The sequence below is a fragment of the Streptomyces sp. NBC_01775 genome (assembly GCF_035917675.1).
Taxonomy (GTDB): domain Bacteria; phylum Actinomycetota; class Actinomycetes; order Streptomycetales; family Streptomycetaceae; genus Streptomyces.
The window spans coordinates 3108984-3129712 of the sequence record NZ_CP109104.1; the positions used below are offsets into that span (position 1 = coordinate 3108984).

Annotated in this window: 9 protein-coding genes; 1 reads left to right on the forward strand and 8 read right to left on the reverse strand. The window is 73.3% G+C overall.

Annotated features, from left to right (window positions below; all coding sequences use genetic code 11):
* Position 1: 1 nt before the first annotated feature.
* Positions 2–3913 carry a multifunctional oxoglutarate decarboxylase/oxoglutarate dehydrogenase thiamine pyrophosphate-binding subunit/dihydrolipoyllysine-residue succinyltransferase subunit gene (locus OHB04_RS13845; protein WP_326807528.1) on the forward strand — a complete coding sequence of 1304 codons (3912 nt, stop codon included), beginning with the start codon at positions 2–4 and terminating at the stop codon, positions 3911–3913.
* A 237-nt stretch (positions 3914–4150) separates the two neighbouring features.
* Here the strand turns inward: OHB04_RS13845 and fxsT are convergent, their stop codons facing one another.
* The 8 genes from fxsT to OHB04_RS13885 form a co-directional block, all read right to left on the reverse strand.
* Positions 4151–7162: an FxSxx-COOH system tetratricopeptide repeat protein gene (gene fxsT, locus OHB04_RS13850; RefSeq protein WP_326807529.1), complete on the reverse strand. Its 3012-nt coding sequence runs from the start codon at positions 7160–7162 to the stop codon at positions 4151–4153.
* Positions 7163–7241: 79 nt separating this feature from the next.
* A complete protein-coding gene (locus tag OHB04_RS13855) occupies positions 7242–8543 on the reverse strand; it encodes an aKG-HExxH-type peptide beta-hydroxylase (protein WP_326807530.1) in 1302 nt (433 codons plus the stop codon).
* On the reverse strand, positions 8530–8871 hold the full coding sequence (locus OHB04_RS13860; RefSeq protein WP_326807531.1) for a hypothetical protein: 342 nt from the start codon (positions 8869–8871) through the stop codon (positions 8530–8532). The genes OHB04_RS13855 and OHB04_RS13860 overlap by 14 nt, the downstream gene beginning before the upstream one ends.
* 208 nt (positions 8872–9079) lie before the next feature.
* The gene (locus OHB04_RS13865; RefSeq protein WP_326807532.1) at positions 9080–12364 is read right to left on the reverse strand and encodes an SAV_2336 N-terminal domain-related protein; all 3285 of its coding nucleotides are present in this window, start codon (positions 12362–12364) and stop codon (positions 9080–9082) included.
* Positions 12365–12371: 7 nt separating this feature from the next.
* A complete protein-coding gene (locus OHB04_RS13870; RefSeq protein ID WP_326687991.1) occupies positions 12372–13430 on the reverse strand; it encodes an AAA family ATPase in 1059 nt (352 codons plus the stop codon).
* Positions 13427–15652, reverse strand: coding sequence for a VMAP-C domain-containing protein (locus OHB04_RS13875; RefSeq protein ID WP_326687992.1), 2226 nt, complete (start codon positions 15650–15652; stop codon positions 13427–13429). Before OHB04_RS13875 ends, OHB04_RS13870 begins: the two co-directional genes overlap by 4 nt.
* Before the next feature lie 172 nt (positions 15653–15824).
* The gene (locus OHB04_RS13880; protein ID WP_326807533.1) at positions 15825–19505 is read right to left on the reverse strand and encodes an SAV_2336 N-terminal domain-related protein; all 3681 of its coding nucleotides are present in this window, start codon (positions 19503–19505) and stop codon (positions 15825–15827) included.
* Complete coding sequence (locus tag OHB04_RS13885) at positions 19505–20665, reverse strand: AAA family ATPase (protein ID WP_326687994.1); 1161 nt, start codon at positions 20663–20665, stop codon at positions 19505–19507. The genes OHB04_RS13880 and OHB04_RS13885 overlap by 1 nt, the downstream gene beginning before the upstream one ends.
* Positions 20666–20729: the final 64 nt, after the last annotated feature.

A 20729-nucleotide genomic window follows, 5' to 3' on the forward strand; every position in this document is an offset into this window, starting at 1 on the left:
CGTGTCGTCACAGTCCCCCAATAGCTCACCGAGCACCTCTACGGAACGGAAGGACGCGCAGGGCACAGATCCTGCCGCCACGTTCGGACCGAACGAGTGGCTCGTCGACGAGATCTACCAGCAGTACCTCCAGGACCCCAACTCGGTAGACCGAGCCTGGTGGGACTTCTTCGCTGACTACCAGCCGGAGTCCTCCGACGGGGCCACGACGCCGGCCGGCGCCGGTACCCCGCGGGACACCTCCCCGGCTCCCGCGCCCAGCGGCGCGCAGCCGGCTCCCGCCGCACCGGCGCAGAGCGCCACCGAGGCCCCCGCGGCACAGCAGGGCGCGCCCGCACAGGGTGCCCCGGCCGCCTCCGCGGGCGCACCGGCCAAGCCGGCGCCCGCGAGCGCGCCTGCCGCCAAGCCCGCCGCACCGGCGCAGCCCCAGGCCAAGCCGGCACAGCCCGCCCCCTCGGGCGGCGCCAAGACGGCGAAGGCGGCAGGGGAAGCCGGGGAGGCCCCCGCGGAGGGCCCGGAGTACGTGGCTCTGCGCGGTCCGTCCGCGGCCGTCGCGAAGAACATGAACGCTTCCCTGGAGCTGCCCACGGCCACGTCCGTGCGCGCCGTCCCGGTGAAGCTGCTGTTCGACAACCGCATCGTCATCAACAACCACCTCAAGCGCGCCCGCGGCGGCAAGGTGTCCTTCACGCACCTCATCGGCTACGCGATGGTGCAGGCGCTGAAGGCGATGCCCTCGATGAACCACGCGTTCACCGAGAAGGACGGCAAGCCCACCCTGGTCAAGCCCGACCATGTGAACCTCGGCCTGGCCATCGACCTGGTGAAGCCGAACGGCGACCGCCAGCTGGTCGTGGCCGGGATCAAGAAGGCCGAGACGCTGACCTTCTTCGAGTTCTGGCAGGCCTACGAGGACATCGTCCGGCGCGCGCGGAACAACAAGCTGACGATGGAGGACTTCTCCGGCGTCACCTGTTCGCTGACCAACCCCGGCGGCATCGGCACCGTGCACTCGGTGCCGCGTCTGATGCCGGGCCAGGGCCTGATCATGGGCGTCGGCGCGATGGAGTACCCCGCGGAGTTCCAGGGCACCTCGCAGGACACCCTGAACCGCCTGGGCGTCTCCAAGGTCATGACGCTGACCAGCACCTATGACCACCGGGTGATCCAGGGTGCGGCCTCGGGCGAGTTCCTGCGCCAGGTGGCGAACCTGCTGCTGGGCCAGAACGAGTTCTACGACGAGATCTTCAAGGCGCTGCGCATCCCCTACGAGCCGGTCCGCTGGCTCCAGGACATCGACGCCTCGCACGACGACGACGTCACCAAGGCGGCCCGGGTCTTCGACCTGATCCACTCCTACCGGGTGCGCGGCCACATCATGGCCGACACCGACCCGCTGGAGTACAAGCAGCGCAAGCACCCCGACCTGGACATCACCGAGCACGGGCTCACCCTGTGGGACCTGGAGCGGGAGTTCGCGGTCGGCGGCTTCGCCGGCAAGTCGATGATGAAGCTGCGCGACATCCTGGGCGTGCTGCGCGACTCGTACTGCCGCACCACCGGCATCGAGTACATGCACATCCAGGACCCCAAGCAGCGCAAGTGGATCCAGGACCGGGTCGAGCGCTCCCACGCCAAGCCGGAGCGCGACGAGCAGCTGCGCATCCTGCGCCGCCTCAACGCGGCCGAGGCGTTCGAGACCTTCCTCCAGACGAAGTACGTCGGCCAGAAGCGCTTCTCGCTGGAGGGCGGCGAGTCCGTCATCCCGCTGCTGGACGCGGTCATCGACGCGGCGGCCGAGTCCCGGCTGGACGAGTGCGTGATCGGCATGGCCCACCGCGGCCGGCTGAACGTGCTCGCGAACATCGTGGGCAAGCCGTACGCGCAGATCTTCCAGGAGTTCGAGGGCAACCTCGACCCCAAGTCGATGCACGGCTCCGGCGATGTGAAGTACCACCTGGGCGCCGAGGGCACCTTCACCGGTCTGGACGGCGAGCAGATCAAGGTCTCGCTCACCGCCAACCCTTCCCACCTGGAGGCCGTCGACCCGGTCGTCGAGGGTGTGGCGCGCGCCAAGCAGGACATCATCGGCAAGGGCGGCACGGACTTCACCGTCCTGCCCGTCCAGCTGCACGGTGACGCGGCCTTCGCGGGCCAGGGCGTGGTGGCCGAGACGCTGAACATGTCGCAGCTGCGCGGCTACCGCACCGGCGGCACGGTCCACATCGTCATCAACAACCAGGTCGGCTACACCGCGGCGCCCGAATCGGCGCGCTCGTCGATGTACTCCACCGACGTGGCCCGGATGATCGAGGCCCCGATCCTCCATGTGAACGGCGACGACCCCGAGGCCGTCGTGCGGGCGGCCCGGCTGGCCTTCGAGTACCGCCAGGCGTTCAACAAGGACGTGGTCATCGACCTGATCTGCTACCGCAGGCGTGGCCACAACGAGACGGACAACCCCTCGTTCACCCAGCCGCTGATGTACCACCTGATCGACAAGAAGCGCTCGGTGCGCAAGCTCTACACCGAGTCGCTGATCGGCAGGGGCGACATCACCCTGGAGGAGGCCGAGCAGGCGCTCCAGGACTTCCAGGGGCAGCTGGAGAAGGTCTTCACGGAGGTCCGTGACGCCGCCGCGACGCCGCTCCAGACGGAGGTCCCGGCCCCGCAGGCCGAGTTCCCCGTGGGCCTGGACACCGCGATCTCCCAGGAGGTCCTCAAGCGGATCGCCGAGTCCCAGGTCAACCTCCCCGACCGGGTCACCGTCCACCCCCGGCTGCTGCCGCAGCTCCAGCGGCGGGCGCAGATGGTCGAGGACGGCACGATCGACTGGGCGATGGGCGAGACGCTGGCCATCGGCTCACTGCTGATGGAGGGCACCCCGGTCCGGCTGTCGGGCCAGGACTCCCGGCGCGGCACCTTCGGCCAGCGGCACGCGGTGCTGCTCGACCAGAAGTCCGGGGACGACTACACCCCGCTGCTGTACCTCTCGGACGACCAGGCGCGCTACAACGTCTACGACTCGCTGCTGAGCGAGTACGCGGCGATGGGCTTCGAGTACGGATACTCCCTGGCCCGCCCGGACGCGCTGGTCATGTGGGAGGCGCAGTTCGGTGACTTCATGAACGGCGCGCAGACGGTGATCGACGAGTTCATCTCGTCCGCCGAGCAGAAGTGGAACCAGACCTCCGGGGTCTCCCTGCTGCTGCCGCACGGCTACGAGGGCCAGGGCCCGGACCACTCCTCGGCCCGGATCGAGCGGTTCCTCCAGCTGTGCGCGCAGAACAGCATGACGGTCGCGATGCCCACGCTGCCGTCGAACTACTTCCACCTGCTGCGCTGGCAGGTCCACAACCCGCACCACAAGCCGCTGATCGTCTTCACCCCGAAGTCGATGCTCCGGATGAAGGCGGCGGCCTCGAAGGCGGAGGAGTTCACCACCGGCGGCTTCCGTCCGGTCATCGGTGACACGCTCGTGGACAGCGGAGAGATGGACCCGGCGAGCGTTCGCAAGGTCGTCTTCTGCTCCGGCAAGGTCTACTACGACCTGGACGCCGAGCGGCAAAAGCGCGGTCTGAAGGACCCTGGTTCTGCTGGTGACACAGCGATTATCCGGCTGGAGCGGCTCTACCCGCTGCCCGGCGCGGAGATCCAGTCCCAGATGGCCCGCTTCAGCGGCGCGGAGAAGTTCATCTGGGCCCAGGAAGAGCCGGCCAACCAGGGTGCGTGGCCGTTCATCGCGCTCAACCTGGTCGACCACCTCGACCTGATCATCGGCTCGGAGCCGGTCCCGAACGCGGACAGGCTGCGCCGGGTCTCGCGTCCGTCCTCGTCCTCGCCCGCCGTGGGCTCGGGCAAGCGGCACGCGGAGGAGCAGGCGGAGCTGGTCCGGGAGGTCTTCGACATCTGAGGCCGCTGGTCCGGTAATTCCGGAAGCAACGAGTGCCCCCGCCGCGATCGCGGCGGGGGCACTCGTCTTCGCACACGGCGCGCGCCGAAGCGCGGGGCAGAGCGGCAGCGGGAACGGAACCTGGTGCCTCCCTGCTCGAAGAGCTTGGGGGAGCACCCGCCCTCCGCTCAGCACAGGCAGAGGCAGCCCCTGCTCAGCCCCAGGAAAGAGGTCGACGGAAGATCCGCCGGACAGGCGCTAGCCCAGGTAGGGCTCGTAGTCCCAGTGGGGGCGGGTGCGCTGGCGTGCCGCGAGGGTGTGGTGGTGCTGGGCGCCGAGCGAGCGGGTGAGCCGCTCCAGCGCCTCGGCCTCCACCTCGCGGGCCTCCTCACGGCGGCGCAGGGAGCGCAGATCGGCGGCGTTCGCGATCATGCAGGAGAGGGTGAGCGGGTGGTCCTCGCCCAGCGTGGCGCGGGCCCGGAGGTGGGCATCGTGGCTCAGCGCGTAGGCGTCGTCCAGCGCCTCGCCCAGGTTGCGCCCGCCGCTGGTGTTCAGGGCGCAGCCCAAGGTGGCCGGATGGTCGGGCCCCAGCAGCGAGGTGAGCCCGGCGAGGGCCTGCTCGAACATGGTGAGCGCGCCGTCCCGGTCGCCCTCGGCCTGGAGGACGAGGCCCGCGTTGGACTGCATGGCCGTGGAGACCGGGTGGGCGGGGCCCAGCAGTGCGCGGAAGCCGTACTCGGCCTCGGTGAGCAGCTCACGCGAGAGGGTCAGATCGCCGTGCTCGCGCAGGAAGTTGCCGTAGTCGGTCAGCAGCGCCAGCGTGGAGTAGTGGCCACGGCCGTGCACCTGCTCCTGCTGTTCGAGCAGGGCCGCCATGGCGGTGGCCATGTCCTGGCGCGAGGTGCCGGACCTGCGCTGGCACAGCAACAGGTTGTGCCGCGCCAGCAGGGTCTGCGGGTGCTGCGGGCCGAGCACCTGGAGATGCAGCCGCATGCCCAGGTCCTGGCGGGCCACCGCTTCCTGGTAGCGGCCCATCAGGCGCAGGTCCCGGGCGCAGGCGTTGCCGGAGGAGAGGGTGTTGAGATGGCGGGCGCGCAGCACCTGTTCGCGCTTGCGGAGGGTGTCCAGGTCGATCTCGTACGCGTCCTCGTAGCGGCCCAGCAGGCGCAGCCCGACGGCGAGGTTGTGCTGGGCGAGGAGGCTCGTCCACTCCGCGGGCCCGTACAGCCCCCGGGACACCTCGACGACCTCCTCCTGGAGCGTCAGCGCCTCGTCGTACTGGCCCAGCAGGCGCAGGTCGGAGGCCAGACAGCTGGTGGCCTCCATGACGGCTTCCTCGTCGGCACCGGGGATCTCCCGCAGCCGCTCCAGTCGGGCGCTGTCGAGGCTCTGCGCCTCGCGGAAGCGGCCCGCCATGCGCAGCAGGTCGCCCTGGAGGGTGGTGAGGGCGCGCAGGGGCTGGTCACCGGCGTCCAAGAAGCCCTCCCATTCCTGCCGGATGCTGTCGGCCAGCTCGGTGCCGAGGGTGTACTCGCCGCTGGCGTAGCAGTACCGCAGGCAGTTGAGCAGCATGCCCTGGACGCGACGCTCCTTGCTGGCGGGCGCGGCCGAGGCCAGCAGATGCGGGAGGAGTTCGGCGTAGCGGCCCCACTGACGGCTGTCGTTGGGCGCGCCGGTGTCGGCCTCGACCAGCAGCCGGTGGACGGTGTCGCGGTAGACGTCGCTCTCCCGGCCCTGGGTCAGCTCGCTGACGACGCTGTGGACGACCTGGTGCATATGCACCGAGTCCTCCTGATCGCCGTCGCCGACGGAGGGGCCGCGGGACTCCCGGGTGAGCACGGAGTAGTTGACGAGGGAGTCCAGCGCTCGGGCCCAGCCCGCCCTGTCACTGCTGATCCACCGCAGATGTTCGGGGAGTTCGGCGGAGGGGATGCCGCGCGCGAGGCCCAGCGGGATGCGTCCGGGCGAGAAGACCGCGCACAGGGAGAGGAGTTCGACGGCGCGGGGCTCGGATTTGCGCAGCTTGTTGAGCAGCAGCGACCAGGAGGTGAGGGAGGAGTAGGGGTAGTCGTCCGGCATGGAGCGGGTATCCAGCCGGATGAGCCCCACGCCGCGCACCATGCGCAGGTATTCGGGCACCTCCATGCCCTCCTCGCCGAGCCAGGCTGCCGCCTGGGCGAGCTGGAGGGGCAGGTCCTGGAATTCGCCGGCCACCTGGTCGGCCTGCTCGACGGTGATGTGCGGGGCCCGGCGCATGAGGTAGCCGGTGGACTCGGCACGGCGGAAGGCCGAGATGCCCTTGATGTCGGTGCTGGCACGCCAGTTCTGGTTCCGGGAGGTGATCAGCACGTGTCCCGTGCCGCCCTGGGGGAGGTAGGTGACGGCTTCCTCCGGCTCCTCCCAGCCGTCGAAGATGAGCAGCCAGCGGCCGGACGGCTCGTTCCTGCGCAGCGCGTCGCGTACGGCGCGCACCCGCTCGCCGACCTCGGCCACTCCACCCAGGCCCAGCTCGGAGGCGAGCGAGCTGAAGGTGTCGCGCTGGGTGTTGCGCTGGTCGCAGTTGACCCACCACACGACGTCGTAGTCGGGCGCGAAGCGGTGCGCGTACTCGGCGGCGATCTGGGTCTTGCCGATACCGGCGGTGCCGACGAGGGTGCACACGGCGGCGCCGTGCTCGGCGTCCATGAGCTGCTGCTGGAGGTCGCCCAGGATCACGTCACGGCCGGTGAAACGGGCGTTGCGGCGGGGGATCTCGCCCCAGACCCCGGGCGGGTCGTTGGGGTAGCGGCTGGTGTAGGCGGGCAGCGGGGCGCGAGTGCGGCGGGCGCGCAGTCCCAGCCGGTTGAGCAGCCTGCGCTCGGCCTCCTCCTCGCCGACCCCCCACAGGTTGACCGGCTCCAGCACCGCGGTGGCGGGCAGCAGTTCGCGGTTGGTGAGGTTGACGGCGGCGAACCGCTCGGCGTTCTCGGCGACGTAGCCGCGCAGCACCGCGTTCCAGTCGGTCTCGGTGCGCGGCCCGAGCTGGAAGAACACGTCGCTGATGACGAGCAGGACGCGCCCTGTGGCGAGCTGGAGGTCACCGAGCGCCTCGTCGAGCGGCTGTTCGCGGTCGGGGTCCCAGCGCTGGAGGGTGGTGCGGTGGCCGTGGCTCTCCAGCCGGTGGGAGATCCAGGTGCCCCACGCTCGGTGGTAGCCGGGAAAGACCACCACGAAGTGCTCGGACTCCGGCCCCGCCCCGCCGCCGTGCGACTGTTCCCGCTGAGCGACCATGCGTACGTTCTCCCTCGTCCAGCAGCCGCGCCACCCGGGGGTGACTCCATGCGGCAAGATTACCCAAAGTGACTGTCTGTTAGCTTGTGGGCGAGGGTGCCGGGCCTCGCCGTGCGGGTGCGCACAGCCGCGCGTGGTGGCGGCGCATCCCTTCCACGAACTCTGTGCCTTCTGCGGTCAGTTGGCCAGAGTCCAGAAGGAGGGAAAGGGCGTCGTCGACCTGTTCACGGTACTTCTCACGGCGCGCTTTCGCCGCCACGCGCTCCTCGGTACCGGCTCCGGCGCGCCGCGCGAGGCGGTCCCACAGATCGGCCAGGGCCAGGTGCGCGTACGTGCCCTGGAGGACGGCGCCCAGCGGCCGGGGGTCGGCACGCCAGCCGACGCGGAAGACCGCTTCGCCACCCTCGTGGTACAGCCGCACCATGTCGCCGAGGACGGCCAGCTTGCTGTGCTGCACCTCGTGGACGAGGACCTCGGCCATCTCCTCCGCCGACTCGGGCAAGGTGGTCAGCACCGCCCAGGGCGCGGCCAGCCGGGTGGCACTGGCACGGCCCGACGGCTTCCACCACACGGGTACGACGGCGCGGACCCGGCCGGTGACCTCGGCGGCCCGCTCGGGGTCGGCGGCACCGAGAAGGCGGAGCGCACGGGTCCACAGCTCACGCCAGGCGTGTGCTTCGTCCGCCGTCACGGTGGCGGGGCGCAGGCCCGCGATGCCTCCGGCGTCGCGGCCGAGGTGGGGGTCCTGGTCGTCGAGGAGGGCACGCGCGCCGGGCAGTGCGCGGACCGGCAGCCAGCCGCCCCCGCCGCCCTGGCCTCCCGGCGGGACGGCCAGGGCTTCTGGCGCTGCGGGACGGTGGGGGTGCGGGAGCGTGGTGGGCTCGCCGCCTTCGGGGGTCAGGATGAGGGTGTGAGACGTGGCCTCTATGTGCAGCAGGGGCGCGGCGGTCGCGTACGCGCCCAGGCCCGGCAGCGTCAACAGCCCCTCGCGCACCGGCAGGGTGAGCCGGAACGCGCGTGCGGCGCCGGTGGCCACAACGGCGGCGACGGCTCCCAGCCCCTCCAGCGCCCGCTCGAACCCAGCGCCTTCCCCGGCGGCGAGCGCGTGAGCCAGCCAGTTGCCGACGGCCGGATAGCCCAGTGCCTCGCGGGCGGCGGCCGGGGCGTGGGACTCGGCCTCCTCCAGCAGCCGCCAGTCGCGCCGCAGGGCGCGGGCCGCGTCGTCGCTCAAGGGAACGCGCCCGGCTCTCGTCAGCAGGGTCTTGAGGAGGACGAGGCGCCTGCTGTGCAGTCCGGCGCGTAAGAGCGCGGCCTCACGGGGCACCGGGCGGGTCTCCCCCATCCCGCGCAGTGCCGGGCCGGTCAGTTCAAAGGGCTGCATCGTGGCCCGTGCTGTCGCCTCCCGGGCCGCAGGTTGACCGGAACGCGCCCCGTCCGCCGGATGTCGCGTCCCGTCCGCCGGACATCCCGCCTCTGTTCACCCGCGCGGCGGCCGTCTCCCGCTTGCCGCTTCCTCCTTGGCCGCCGGTCGAGCGCCACACGCGCGAGAGCGCTTCAGGAGTGTGCAGAGCGCTCTCCACCGCCGCGGTGACGGCTGCGTCGTCGCAGGTCTTGAGCATGCGCAGGGTCACGCCCCGCAGATCGGGCAGGGGCGGTGCGGCGAACTCCTGACCCGGGCTGCGGGACGTGCCATCGGTCCACTTCGGCACGCTCTTCTCCTCCCTCGAACCCCGCCCGGGGGCGGTAACCACGGATGTCTTCTCTTTCCCGGGGGCCGTAACCGGAAACACGTTCGGACTTCGGGGCCGTCGCATTCGGCCGTCCCTCATCCCACGGCCGCCTCCCCCTCGTGACACCTCGTTCCCCCCCCGTCGTCGCCGATCTCCCCGCCGTGTCCGGCCGGTCCGGCCTCCGCTCTCATCCGGCCAGTTCGGCCACGCGCTCCCGGGTCTCGCGGACCTCGGCCCAGGGCACGTCGGCCAGGTGATTGGCCAGCACCTGCCATTCGGCCGCGGCGGCGCGGTAGTCGGCCAGCGCCTCGGCGGTGCGGCCCTGGGAGCGCTGGAAGTCACCGCGCGCGTGCAGGGCGCGGGCGGCCGTGGCCGAGCCGCCCTCGCGCCGCTCCTCGGTCTCCTCCAGCGCTCTGGTCAGCTCGGCGCCCGCCTGCTGGAACTGCGGGGCCTCGGCGGGGAAGAGCGCGCGGGCGCGGCCGAGCCTGAGCCATGCCTGCGCGCGGCCCTCGGGGTCCGCGTCCTGCCGTGCCGCCTGCTCCAGCAGATGACAGCCCTCGTACAGGTCGGGCCGGAACCCCCCGCGCTCGTAGCGCAGCAGCAGGACGCGGCCCAGCAGTGCCGCCGCCTTGGCCACCACCGGACCGGAAGGCGCGCGGGTGAGGGCCTCGCGCAGGATGCTCTCCGCGCGCGGAAGGTCGGCCACGTCGGTGAGCAGCATCTCGCCCCATTCGCTGAGCAGTTCGCCGCGCTGCACGCCGTCGGGAGCGGTGAGCCGTACGGCTTCGGCGTACGCCTCGGCAGCGCCTTCCCAGCCTCCGGTCTCGCGCAGCGTTCTGGCCCGCTCGCGGGCGCAGCGCAGCCGCAGCGCGGACCGCTCGCCCGCCGCTTCGGCGGCCTCCTGGAGGACGTCCAGCCGCTCCTGGGCCGCCGCCCCGGTCAGCCGAAGCGCGGCGACCAGATCGAGGAGGGCGGCGCAGCGCTGTGCGGCGGCGTCGGCCGGGTGGCCGGCGGGCCGCCGGGTGGTCGCTGTCGTGGATGCGCCGGAGGGGTCGGGGCCTCCGGCCGCGCGGTCTGCCAGCATGTCGCTCGCCTCGCGGAGTTCGCTGACGGCCTCGGGGGCCGCTCTGGGGCGGTGTTCGGGTGCGGCGTGGGCGAGCGCGAGCAGCACCCGGCCAAGCCGGAGTTTACGGGTGGTCTCGGCATCCTCCGGGAGCCCGGCACCGCCCGTGTCCCCGTCGTATCCGGCGGCCCCGCTGTCCCCGTCGTCCTTGCTTCCCCCGTCGTCCCCGTCGTCCCCGTCCGCGTCGGTCCTGCTGTCGCGGCCGTCTCGGCCGGCCGCGTCTCCGTCCCTGGCTCCGTTCCTTGCCCCGGTCCCGGTCCCGGTCCCGCCGCCCAGGCGGCCTTCGAGGGCGCGCAGGAGGCGTTCGGCGTGCAGCAGGTGGCCTGTTCCGCCCTGTACCTGCCACAGGTCGTGCTCGACGGCGGCGCGCTCCAGCGAGGTGGCGGGCGCGTCGCCGGTCAGCAGGACCGCCGCGTCCCGCAGCAGCGACTCGGCCCCCTTGGGCGTACGCCGCACCGCCGCCGTGCCCGCGAGGGCGTGCAGCACCTGGGCCAGGGCGAGCCTGGCGCGCTCGCTGTCGCCCTCGGCCGCTCGTGCCGCCTCGGCCACCGAGCGGGCCTGGTGGAGGAGTTGGGCGTCACCTTGGGCCCGCCACTGGCGCAGCAGCCGTTCGGCCTCGCCCACCTGGTCGGTCGCGCTCTGTTCGGGCAGGTAGAAGCGGACGACCTCGGCGGGGATCTCCGCGAACAGCTCGTCGCCGCCCTCGTCCTCCTCGTCGGTGCCGTCGGCTTCTCCTTCGGTGCCCGGCTCGCGGACGCCCGGCATCCGCTCGGCGCGGCCCGTCAGCTGGGCGACGGCCACCGCCGCGAAGTTGCGGGTGCCCTTACCGAAGCGCTGCGCCACATACCCGGAAAGGTGCTTGAGGATGAGGACGGCGGCGCCCTGGTCGAGGGATTGGAGCAGCAGCTCGCGCACGCCGGGCGCGAAGGTGTAGCGCGGCCCGGCGCCGGAGGTCTCGTCCCGGTCGGGCAGCCGCTCCAGCAGACCGGACAGCAGCACCTCGGCCAGCTCCATGGGGCCGGTGTCGGGGAGCATCGCCTCCTGGACGAGGTGGATGACCGGAAGCAGCAGCGGCACGACCGCCAGATGCACGGCCAGGTCCAGGGCGCCCGGCGAGGCGGTGTTGCGGAAGTCCCGCAGCAGTGTGCGGGGCGGCACCGTGCCCGGCACGGTGCGCGGCGGCGGCATCGCGGGATGGCGGGGCAGCACCCAGGCGGCGGCCCCGGGAACGGCGCGCTCCCCGCCGCCGCCCAGCAGCCGCGCCCAGTTGCCCAGCGCCTCGGGGGTGGGCAGCAGGACCGGCACCGGCAGGGCCTCCGCCGCCGGGCGCGGGCCGTACTCGTCCGTCCGGAAGCCGATCCGGCCGCCCGCGCCGCGCTCCCGGACGAGCGTCCCGGCCTCGGCGGGCAGCGCCGTGCGGGGCCACAGCCGGGGCGGCAGCGGCTGGATGACGGCCAGCGGGGAGCGGCCCGACCAGTGGTGCAGCAGCCGCTGGGCACGGCCGTCCTGCCACAGCGGACCCACGCAGTCGCTGACGACGAGCGTGAGGCGGCGGCCCGTCGTGTCGCGGTACTCATCGGCGGGGCGCAGCCGTGTGGTGCCGTCGGCCGGGCCCGTGCCGATGAGCGGGGAGCCGTCCTTGGCGCGGTGCAGATAGCGCACCTGCACATCCCGGAAGGCACCCAGCTGTTCGAAGGTCTGGCGCAGCCGCTCCAGCGTCGGCTGCCACACGGAGGCGGTGGCCGAGGCGTCCATGAGGAGCTGGATCTCGCTGTAGCGGCGGGCCTCGGTGCCGAAGACCGGCTGGATGGTGGCGCTGCGCGCGCTGAGGTCCGCCGTGGCCTCCTCGTCCAGCGCTCCGGTGGAGGGCGGCAGCGGCGGGCGGTAGCCGTGCAGGGGGCGCAGCGCGTGCTGGAGCTGGAGCAGGCCGGAGAGGGCGCCTGCGGCGGGCGCGCGCACCGGGAAGCCGCCACGGGTGGCCCCGCCGTGCCGGCGCGGCGCGTACAGCGACACGGGCGCGGTCCGCTCCGGGCCCATCGGCTGTACCTCGGCCGGGTCCTGCGGGTCGGCGGGTGTGGGCATGGAGGGCTCCGCGTGAGGCGTCCGGATCCCGGGATAGCGGGGACCGGTGGAGCCCGTGTCGCGTTCCTCCTGAGAGCGCCGGCCCGTCCAGCGGGCCAGCCACACGGCCTCCGCGACCTCCTCGGAGGAAGGCTCCCACCCGGTGGCGCGCAGGCGTGCCACCAGCTCCGCCAGGTCCTCGGCCAGTTGGTCGGGCCGAGGACCTGCGGAGGACCGCTCGCGGCCGGTGGGCCGCGGCGGGGGCGGAACGGGCGAAGGCGAACTCATCGTCTTGCTACCTCGGCCGGTCGAGGGGGCGCAGCAGCATCTCGGCGAGCCTTTCGCGGGTGACGCGCTCGACGCCAGAGGCACGCTGGGTCAGGAACAGGGCATTGAGCAGCTGGTCGGTGGCGATGACCTGTCCGGGCTCGCGCCGCAGGAATCGCTGGACCAGCTCGGCGCCCTCCTCCAGCGCCTCCTCCCCCAGGTGTGCGGAGACCATGGCCGCGAGCTGTTTGTCGCCCGGCGGCTTGAGTTCGAGCTGGATGCAGCGGCGCAGCAGCGCGGCGGGGAAGTCCCGCTCGCCGTTGGAGGTGAGCACGATGAACGGGAAGACCGTGCAGCGCACCTTGCCGCCCTCGACGGGCACCTTGACGCCGTCCTCCGTGAGCACCTCGGTGACCGGCTCACGCTCGGCGATGCGCTCCAGCTCGGGGATGGTGAACTCGCCCTCTTCCAGGACGTTGAGCAGGTCGCTGGGCAGGTCTATGTCGCTCTTGTCCAGCTCGTCGACGAGCAGCACCCTCGGGGGCGGCTCCTCGCCGGGCGTGGTGGCCGCGGCGGGCAGCAGCGCCGTCCCCAGCGGGCCCAGCCGCAGGTACGAGCCGATGGGCGGGCGCTCGGAGGGCGCGGTCTGCCCGGCGACGGCGCGGTCCAGCTGGACGTCCTGGAGTCTGCCGATCGCGTCGTAGTGGTAGAGCCCGTCCTTGAGCGTGGTGCGGCTGACGATGGGCCAGCGCAGCACCTTGCCGAGGCCCAGCTCGTGTGCCACGGCGTGCGCCAGGGTGGACTTGCCGGTGCCGGGGTTTCCGGTGACCAGGAGCGGACGGCGCAGGTACAGCGCCGCGTTGACCGCCTCGACCTCCTCGGGACGCGGGTGCAGGCTCTCCACCAGCCGCCGTCGCGCGCCGAGCCGCCGCGCCGTGTCTCCGCCGACTCCCCCGGCGCCGTCCCCCTCGTCGCCGTCCGTGTCCGACTGCGCGCGGGTGAAGTCGCGCCACGGCGGGGGCTCGGGCAGCCCGCGCACGCCTTCGTGCGGCACGCCCGCACCCCGGTAGATGCGCCAATCGCTCACGGTGTGCTCCTCACGGCAGTCGGCTGTCTGTGCATGAGCGGTGGTTCGCGCAGCGGTCCGTCCCCCGGGGCCCTGTGGGGCGGATCGTAGAGCAGGACGATGTGCCGTGCCCAGACAGCTGTGGGGTCGGGTGCGTCCTCGTCCGCGTTCCCGTTCCGCAGCGTCCTGATGCGCACCGGCAGCTGACGTGCCGCGTGGGCCTCGCGCAGCAGTTCGGCCGCGCGTGCGTGGAATTCCGCACAGTCGGTGTGGCCGCTGTCGGTGTGCCGCCACAGCGCCACCGCGTGCCCCGCGGCCAAGGCCGCCGCCATGGCGCGCGCCCCCGGCCCGCTGCCCGTGCGCGCGCAGTAGACGGGAACGGCGCCGGGCGGGGCCGCCAACAGCCGTCCGTACGCGGCCTGTCCGCCCTCGGCGGGCGGCTCGTCGTGCCCGGTGCCGGGCACGTCACGCCGCAGGGGCACGGCCTCCATGGGCCCGGCGGCCACGGCTCCGGCACGGGCTCGCCACTCGGGGGTGACACCGTGGTCCTTGCGCAGCCGGTCGCGCAGGACGACCAGCCTGCGCTGGCCCAGCGGCAGGGTGTGCGGGTTGAACGGGTCGGCCGGGTCGTAGGGGCGGGCCCGCCACTGGTCGACCGGCTCGTCGAACAGGGCGCGGGGCAGCATGAATTCGACCGCCGCCAGATGCTCGTCCACGTCGCACTGGTCCAGCGCCAGGGAGAGCGCGCTGCGTACGGCCTCCTCGAGCGCGGTGCGGGGCGCGTCCTCGCGGCTCTGGGCGACGGTGGTCGCCGACCGCTCGGGCTCGCTCTCGGATGCCGCTTCGAAGCCCGCTTCGGATGCCGGTGCCGCAGGCGGCTCTCCGGATGCCCCGAAGTCTCCGCCGGCCGCCGCGAGGCTTCCGGCGGCGCCGACGGCTTCCGCTGTTCCGGTCTCCAGGAGCGCCACCCGCCAGGCGTGCCGCCCCGTGCCGTAGATGTCCGGGTCGATCTCCACGAGGACGTCGGCACGGGCCGCCACCGCCGGACGGTGGCCCTCCAGGACGCGGGGCACGCGGGCCCGGACGACATCGTTGCGCAACGTCAGCGCGGTGGCCTCCACCCAGCCGCGCAGGTCGGCCACGGCGCGCGCCGCCTGGGGGGAGCGGGGCATACCCGAACGGGTGAGGGCCGCGCACACCTTGGCGGCGTACAGCACCACGGCCTCCAGGGCCAGGTCACGCGAGGGCTCGTCGTCCGGGGCCCGTCCGTCGCGCGGGTCGTAGAGCAGCCCGGCTCCCTCGCGCCAGCTGCGGGGATCGTGCTCGCGCAGCGTGTAGGGCGACTGGAGGACGAGATTCCGTGCCTCGTTGGCGAGTTGGAGCACCTGGCCGGCGCCCGTTGGCGGCTCCAGGTCGGCGAACAGCGCGTAGAGCTGCGCCCTGCGGTCGGCGGTGAAGCCGTGCGCGGGCTCTCCCGCCGGGGGGCCGAGCCTGGCGTGCAGCCGGGGCCAGCTGGCGCCCAGGCCGTGGTAGCGCTTCAGATGGTGGCGGTCGTGTGCCGTCAGCACCTCGTGCAGCACGCGGGCGCCCCGGGGGCCCGTGTCGCACAGCTTGCGCAGGGCCGTCACGGGCGTGGCCAGCCCGGAGCCCTGCTGCCGCCCCTTGCCCTTGCTCACCCCGATGACCGCGCCGCGCCGCACATCGACAACCGGGCCGCCCGAACACCCCTCGGTGAGCTGGCCGCCGCTGAGCATCACGGGGCCCGCGCTGCCGCCGGTGGCGGTGCCGCCCCCGGAGAAGAACATCGGCTCGCCCTTGACGGGCCCCGGCATCCATCCGTACAGCCCGATCTCGGCGGGCGTCAGCGCGGAGCGGTCGCTCAGCCACAGGCAGTCGGCGTCCTCGGCTCCGGGCACGCGCACCAGGGCCAGGTCGGGAAAGGGCCAGGGGGACGGTGGTGTCAGCGGATCCTCGGGCAGGGGCAGCCCGAACGCCAGCTCACCGCTGTGGACTTCCTCGTCCCCGATCGTGATGCCGATGGCGCGCTCCCCTCTCCATACGGCCGCGGCGCCCTTACCCACGACATGGGCGCATGTGAGGACCCATCCTGGCGCGACGAGAAAGCCGCTCCCCCAGAACATTCGCGGGCTGCCGTCGCTGGATCCGTCATACCCGTCGCCGGGTGCCCCGATGCGCACGACGGACGCGCGGACGGCGCCCTCGAAGCCCGTGGGGGCGTTCACGCGGCACAGGGCGCGCACCGCAGCACGCCGAATCGTGGTGTCCCGCACTTCGCGGCTCGCACTCCGGTCACAGCCATCCCCCCGTACGCCCTGTCCCTCTGCGGCTTCTCTCTGTGAAACATCTGAGGTAGCAGGCTAGTCGCCGGGTACGACAGGCGGGAGAGGCAGCCCCTCAACGGGGCCCACCGTGCCGTGAGTTGCCCCTGCGCAGCCGTGGTGCGGACAGCGGCCACGAGTCCTCCCCGCGCGCGTCCGGCGGGTCGTACAGAACCACCAGTTCCCGCCCCCACAAGGTGTCCGGATGGCGTTCGCCGTGCAGGTGCCTGCGCAAGGAGTGCACCAGGTCCAGCAGGTCGTCGGCGTCGGCGGCGCGGCGAACCAGGTCGTACGCCTCGGTCCGGAACTCCTCGCGCCCCTCGTGCGTGCCACCGTGGCGGCGCCACAGGACGAGGCCGTAGCCGGCGGCGAGGGCCACCTGTAGCGCTTCCGCCCCCTCCCCTGTGCCGTCGTCCATGGAACCGCAGTGGACCGGGACGGCGTTGGCGGGCGCTCCGGTGAGACGGCCGTAGACCGCGCGGATGTCCTCGTCGTCCGATCGCAGTGGCACAGGCACCAGTTCGGGGCCGAGCCCACGCTGGACGCCGTCCCAGCGGAAGGTGCGGTCGGACGCGCCGTCGCGGGTCCTGGGGGCCACGGCGACGGGATACCGCGCGCCGAGGGGCGGGCCGTCCGGCGGGACCCGCCATTGATCGACCGGGAGTTCCAGCAGTTGCGTGGGCACCACGAAGCGCACCCCTGGACCGGGCTCGCCGATGTCGGCGAGCGCGAGCGCGGCGGAGAGGGGCTCCGCCAGCGCGTCGCCCAGCGCCTCCCTCGCCCGCGGCCGGTCACTGCCGTGAGTGGTGGTGGCGCTGTGATCGCCGTGCAGCATTCTGACCCGCCAGGTGTGGCTGGGCTCGCCGCTCTCGTAGGCGTCGGCGGGGTCGATCTCGACGAGGACGCCGCGGTATCCCCGTTCGGGGGCGGTCCCGGTCTCCAGAACCCGCAGGAGGCCGCGCTCGTCGCCGTCCTCGCCGGGGACCATGGCACCCAGCCGCTCCACCCAGGCGTGCAGTTCGTCGCACGGCCCCTGGGGGCCACGCCTTTCGTTCGCCGCCCACACGTGTGCCGCGTACCGGGCGAGAAGGCCGGGTTTCGTGTCTCCGTCCAGGGAACGCAGCAGAGCGGCGCCGTCCCGCCAGTTGGCTCCCCCGGCGCCCTGGCCGGGAGAGTCCGGCAGGTGAGCGGCCGGTGCTGCTCGCCGCAGAGCGGTGAGGACGGCCGCCCCGTCGGCCGGTGGCTCCAGCCGGGCGAGGATGCCGTACAGGTCGGCGCGCGTTCTCGGGGTGAGGACCGGCGGCGGGAACGTGGCCGTGGGCCCGCTGCTGTGCCGGTTTCGTGCCCCGGAGGCCAGGCGGCCCGCGTGGTACAGGTCGTGTTCCCGCAGCGCCGTGCCCCAGGCGGCAGGGTGCCTTTCCAGCAGGGCCATCGGCACCGCGCTCCAGTGCAGCGGGTCGGACACGGAGCCCAGCATCCCCACGACCACGCCCTCCCGGGTATCGACCAGCGGGCCCCCGGGGTGCGGCCTGCGGTCGTACCGGGAGTCGCTGGAAACGGCGCGGAAGACGGGCCCGCCCCCCGGCAGCCCCAGCCCCTCCTCCTCCGTCCATCCGAACACCGTCAGTTCGGGCGAGGCGATGGCTGAATACTCGGAGAAGTCCGCCAGCCACAGACACTCCGGGGCGTCGGCGCCCGGCACGTGGAAGAGGCCGAAAGAGCCATCCTCCAGTGGTCCGGCCGAGTCCGCCCGCAGTCCCCTCCCTTGGGCCGTCATCACGGTGACGGCCTCCCCGGAGCTGTCCGGCGGCGGAAGGGACACCACCCACTCCGGGGCGATGAAGAACCCGTTCGCCCAAGAGGGGTCACCCTCCGGCCGCTCGATACGCACCATGGCCTCGCGCACCGCGTCCCGTACCGGATCCTCACGCACGCGCGGCATCGGCACGATCGGCGGCCTGGAAGGGCCCCTGACGACGCTCCTGCGGGCTCCGCCCTCGAAGCGGCGGACGACGGCCGCCGGGACCTCCGCGAAGGCGGGCGGGAGGGCACTGGCCGCCACGGTTTCGGTGTGCCGGATGGTGCGGGTTTCGGTGTGGGTGAGGCGGGCGAAGGCGTAGGCGGGGAAGTTGCGCGCGCGGCGGCCGAAGTGCCGCAGGACGTACTCCGACAAGTGCTTGAGGATCAGCACCGCCTCGCCCTTGGGGAGGGAGCGCAACAGCGTTTCGCGCACGCCCGGGACGAACTCGTACCAGCCCTCGTCCGCGTCGTACCAGCCCTCGTGCGTGTCCTCGGCCCGTCGCAGCAGCCCGCTCAGCACGACCTCGGCCATGACCTCGGGACCGGTCGCGGAAAGCATCGTGCGCTGGACGAGCTGCATCACGGGCAGCACCAGCGGCACGGCCGAGAGACAGACGGCGAGCTGAACGGCCTCGCGGGACGCGGTCGTGCGGAAGGCGCGCAGGATGTCGGCCGGCTCGCGGCCGGCGGCAGGCGGCCGAGGCCCCGCCGAGGGATGCCCGGGGAGCACCCAGCCGGCGGCTCCAGGCCGGCTCAGCCCGGTGCTGCCGGACAGCAGGCGGGCCCAGGTGCCGAACGCGTCCTGGTTGAGGGCGAGCACGGGCACCGGCAGCGCGTCCCCCCGCGGGGCGGATGCGGCATCCGAAGGGGCGAAGGCGAGCCGCGCGACGCGGCCTTCGCGCCGCCGGAGGATGCCAGGGCGTGCGGGCAGGTGCGAGCGTCGCCACATGCGCTGGGGCAGCGGCTGGACGAGTGCGACGGGGACCGTCAGCGACCAGTGGTGCAGCAGCCGCTGCATCCGGCCGTCCCGCCACAGCGGGCCCGCGCAGTCGCTGAGGACGAGCGTGAGCTGCCGTCCGGTGGGGTCGCCCAGCCGGGCCGCGGGCCGGGCCCGTCCGCGCCCTGTCCGCTCGGGGCTCGCGAGGAGGGTGCCGTCCGGTCCTTCGCGTACGTACTGGGTGTGCACCTCTGTGAAGGCCCCGGTGACGGTGCAGATCTGGGCCAGCTCGTTGAGCGCCTCCTGCCACAGCACGGTGGAGCTGGAGAGGTCCATCACCAACTGGAGGCGCACGGCACGCCGTTCGGAAGGGCGCAGCACGGGCAGCACCAGCCCGGTCTCCGCCGCACGCTCGGCCGTCGCCTGCTCGTCCAGTCGCCGGGCGGGGCCCCGGCCGGGCGGCTGAAAGCCCTGAAGGGGGCGGAGCGCCCGCTGGAGCGGCAGCGTACGGGGCAGCGCGGTGGCGGCGGGAACGCGTACAGGCACGGCCCGCCCGGTCCCGTACGCGCCGCGCGAGGCCCCGTGGGGCGCCCTGGACGAAGACCGCCCGGTATGAAGACTGGCGGTATCCGGTGGGCCGGTTTCCTCCTCGGGGGCAGCGCGGCTTCCGGCGGGATCATCGGCGGTATCCGGCAGTCCTGTGGGGGCCTGGCCGGATGCGGGCACCGACTGGTCCGGGCCGGGAGCGCCGGAGGGATCGCTGTCCGCCGGGTGCGCCGTCTGTGCCGGGGGGACGTGACGGGCCAGCCACAGGGCATCCGCCAGCTCCCGCGCGGTGATGCTCCCGTCCGGGCCGCCCGGCCCCGGGACCCCGGCCGCGCCCGCGCCCGTGCGCGGCCCCGTCCCCGTTCGCTCCGTCGCGCGGCGCAGCCGTTCGGCCAGCTCGGCGAACGGGCCGAGGGAACCGGCCGGTTGGCGGGACCCGGGCGACGGGGGTGGCGAGGGCGGCGGCCGGGTCATCAGCGCGGTCCGCGCTCGCCGGAGTCGAGGGGGCGCATGAGCAGATGGGAGAGCCTTTCCCGGTCGATGTCCCGGCCTGTCGCGGCCTGCTGGGTCAGGTAGACGGCGTTGAGCAGCTGGTCGGCGGCGCGCAGTGAGCCGGGGCTGCTCGTGAGGAACGAGTGGATCAACTCCTCGCGTTCCGCCGCTCCCTCGTCCCCGAAGTGCGCGTGCACCATGGCGGCGAGGCGGTCGGCGCCCGCCTGGTCGTTGCCCGGCGAGGGCAGGTCGAGGTGCAGACAGCGGCGCAGCAGCGGCGCGGGGAAGTCACGCTCTCCGTTGCTGGTCATCACCACGAGGGGGAAAGCGCGGCACTGCACCCGGCCACCGGTGACCGTGGCGTGTACGCCGTCGTCGGTGAGCACCGGCGTCTCCGGCTCGCGGTCGGCGATCCGCTCCAGCTCGGGGAGGGTGAACTCGCCTTCCTCCAGGACGTTGAGCAGGTCGTTGGGCAGGTCGATGTCGCTCTTGTCCAGCTCGTCGATGAGCAGCACGCGTGGGCGCTCATAGGGGAGCAGGGCGGTGCCGAGGGGGCCGAGGCGCAGATAGCGGCCGATGCTCTGCCCGCCGCCGGGTCCGCCGCCCGCCTCTTGCCGGTGCTCGCGCTGTTGTCGGTGCGCGGGCTCTTGCTGCCGGTGCTCGCGCTGTTGCCGGTGCGCGGGCTCTTGCTGCGCCCCGGGCCCGTCCGCGGGCTCTGGCGCGTGGGTGCGGGCGAGCTGGCTGTCCTGGAGGCGGGCGATGGCGTCGTAGGCGTACAGCCCGTCCCGCAGCGTCGTACGGCTGACGACGGGCCAGCGCAGCACCCGGCCCAGCCCCAGCTCGTGCGCGAGCGCGTGCGCCAGCGTGGACTTGCCCGCGCCGGGGTCGCCGGTGACCAGCAGCGGACGGCGCAGATACAGCGCCGCGTTGATCAGCTCCAGCTCCTCCTTCCGCCAGGCGGGGCGGGCCCCGGAGCGCGCGTTGAGACCGAGCCGACGGGTGGACTCCGTCCCGAGGGGCGGCACCTGCGTGAGCGGCGGGCCGCCGTCGAAAGCGCGCCACGGGGGCGGCGGCGGCAGCCGGTCGATTCCTTCGTGGGGCTCTGCGGTGCCCCGGAAGACGAACCAGTCGGGGACGCTCACGGATGGCTCCTCGTCGTTCGGTGCCGCTCTTGGCGGCCGGTGTGCGGAAATACGTGACGGCGGG

What these genes read in the sequence shown, in the direction of transcription:
- fxsT (WP_326807529.1), bottom strand. Translation starts at nt 7,162, where the DNA reads ATGGTCGCTCAGCGGGAACAGTCGCACGGCGGCGGGGCGGGGCCGGAG.
- OHB04_RS13855 (WP_326807530.1), bottom strand. Translation starts at nt 8,543, where the DNA reads ATGCAGCCCTTTGAACTGACCGGCCCGGCACTGCGCGGGATGGGGGAG.
- OHB04_RS13865 (WP_326807532.1), bottom strand. Translation starts at nt 12,364, where the DNA reads ATGAGTTCGCCTTCGCCCGTTCCGCCCCCGCCGCGGCCCACCGGCCGC.
- OHB04_RS13880 (WP_326807533.1), bottom strand. Translation starts at nt 19,505, where the DNA reads ATGACCCGGCCGCCGCCCTCGCCACCCCCGTCGCCCGGGTCCCGCCAA.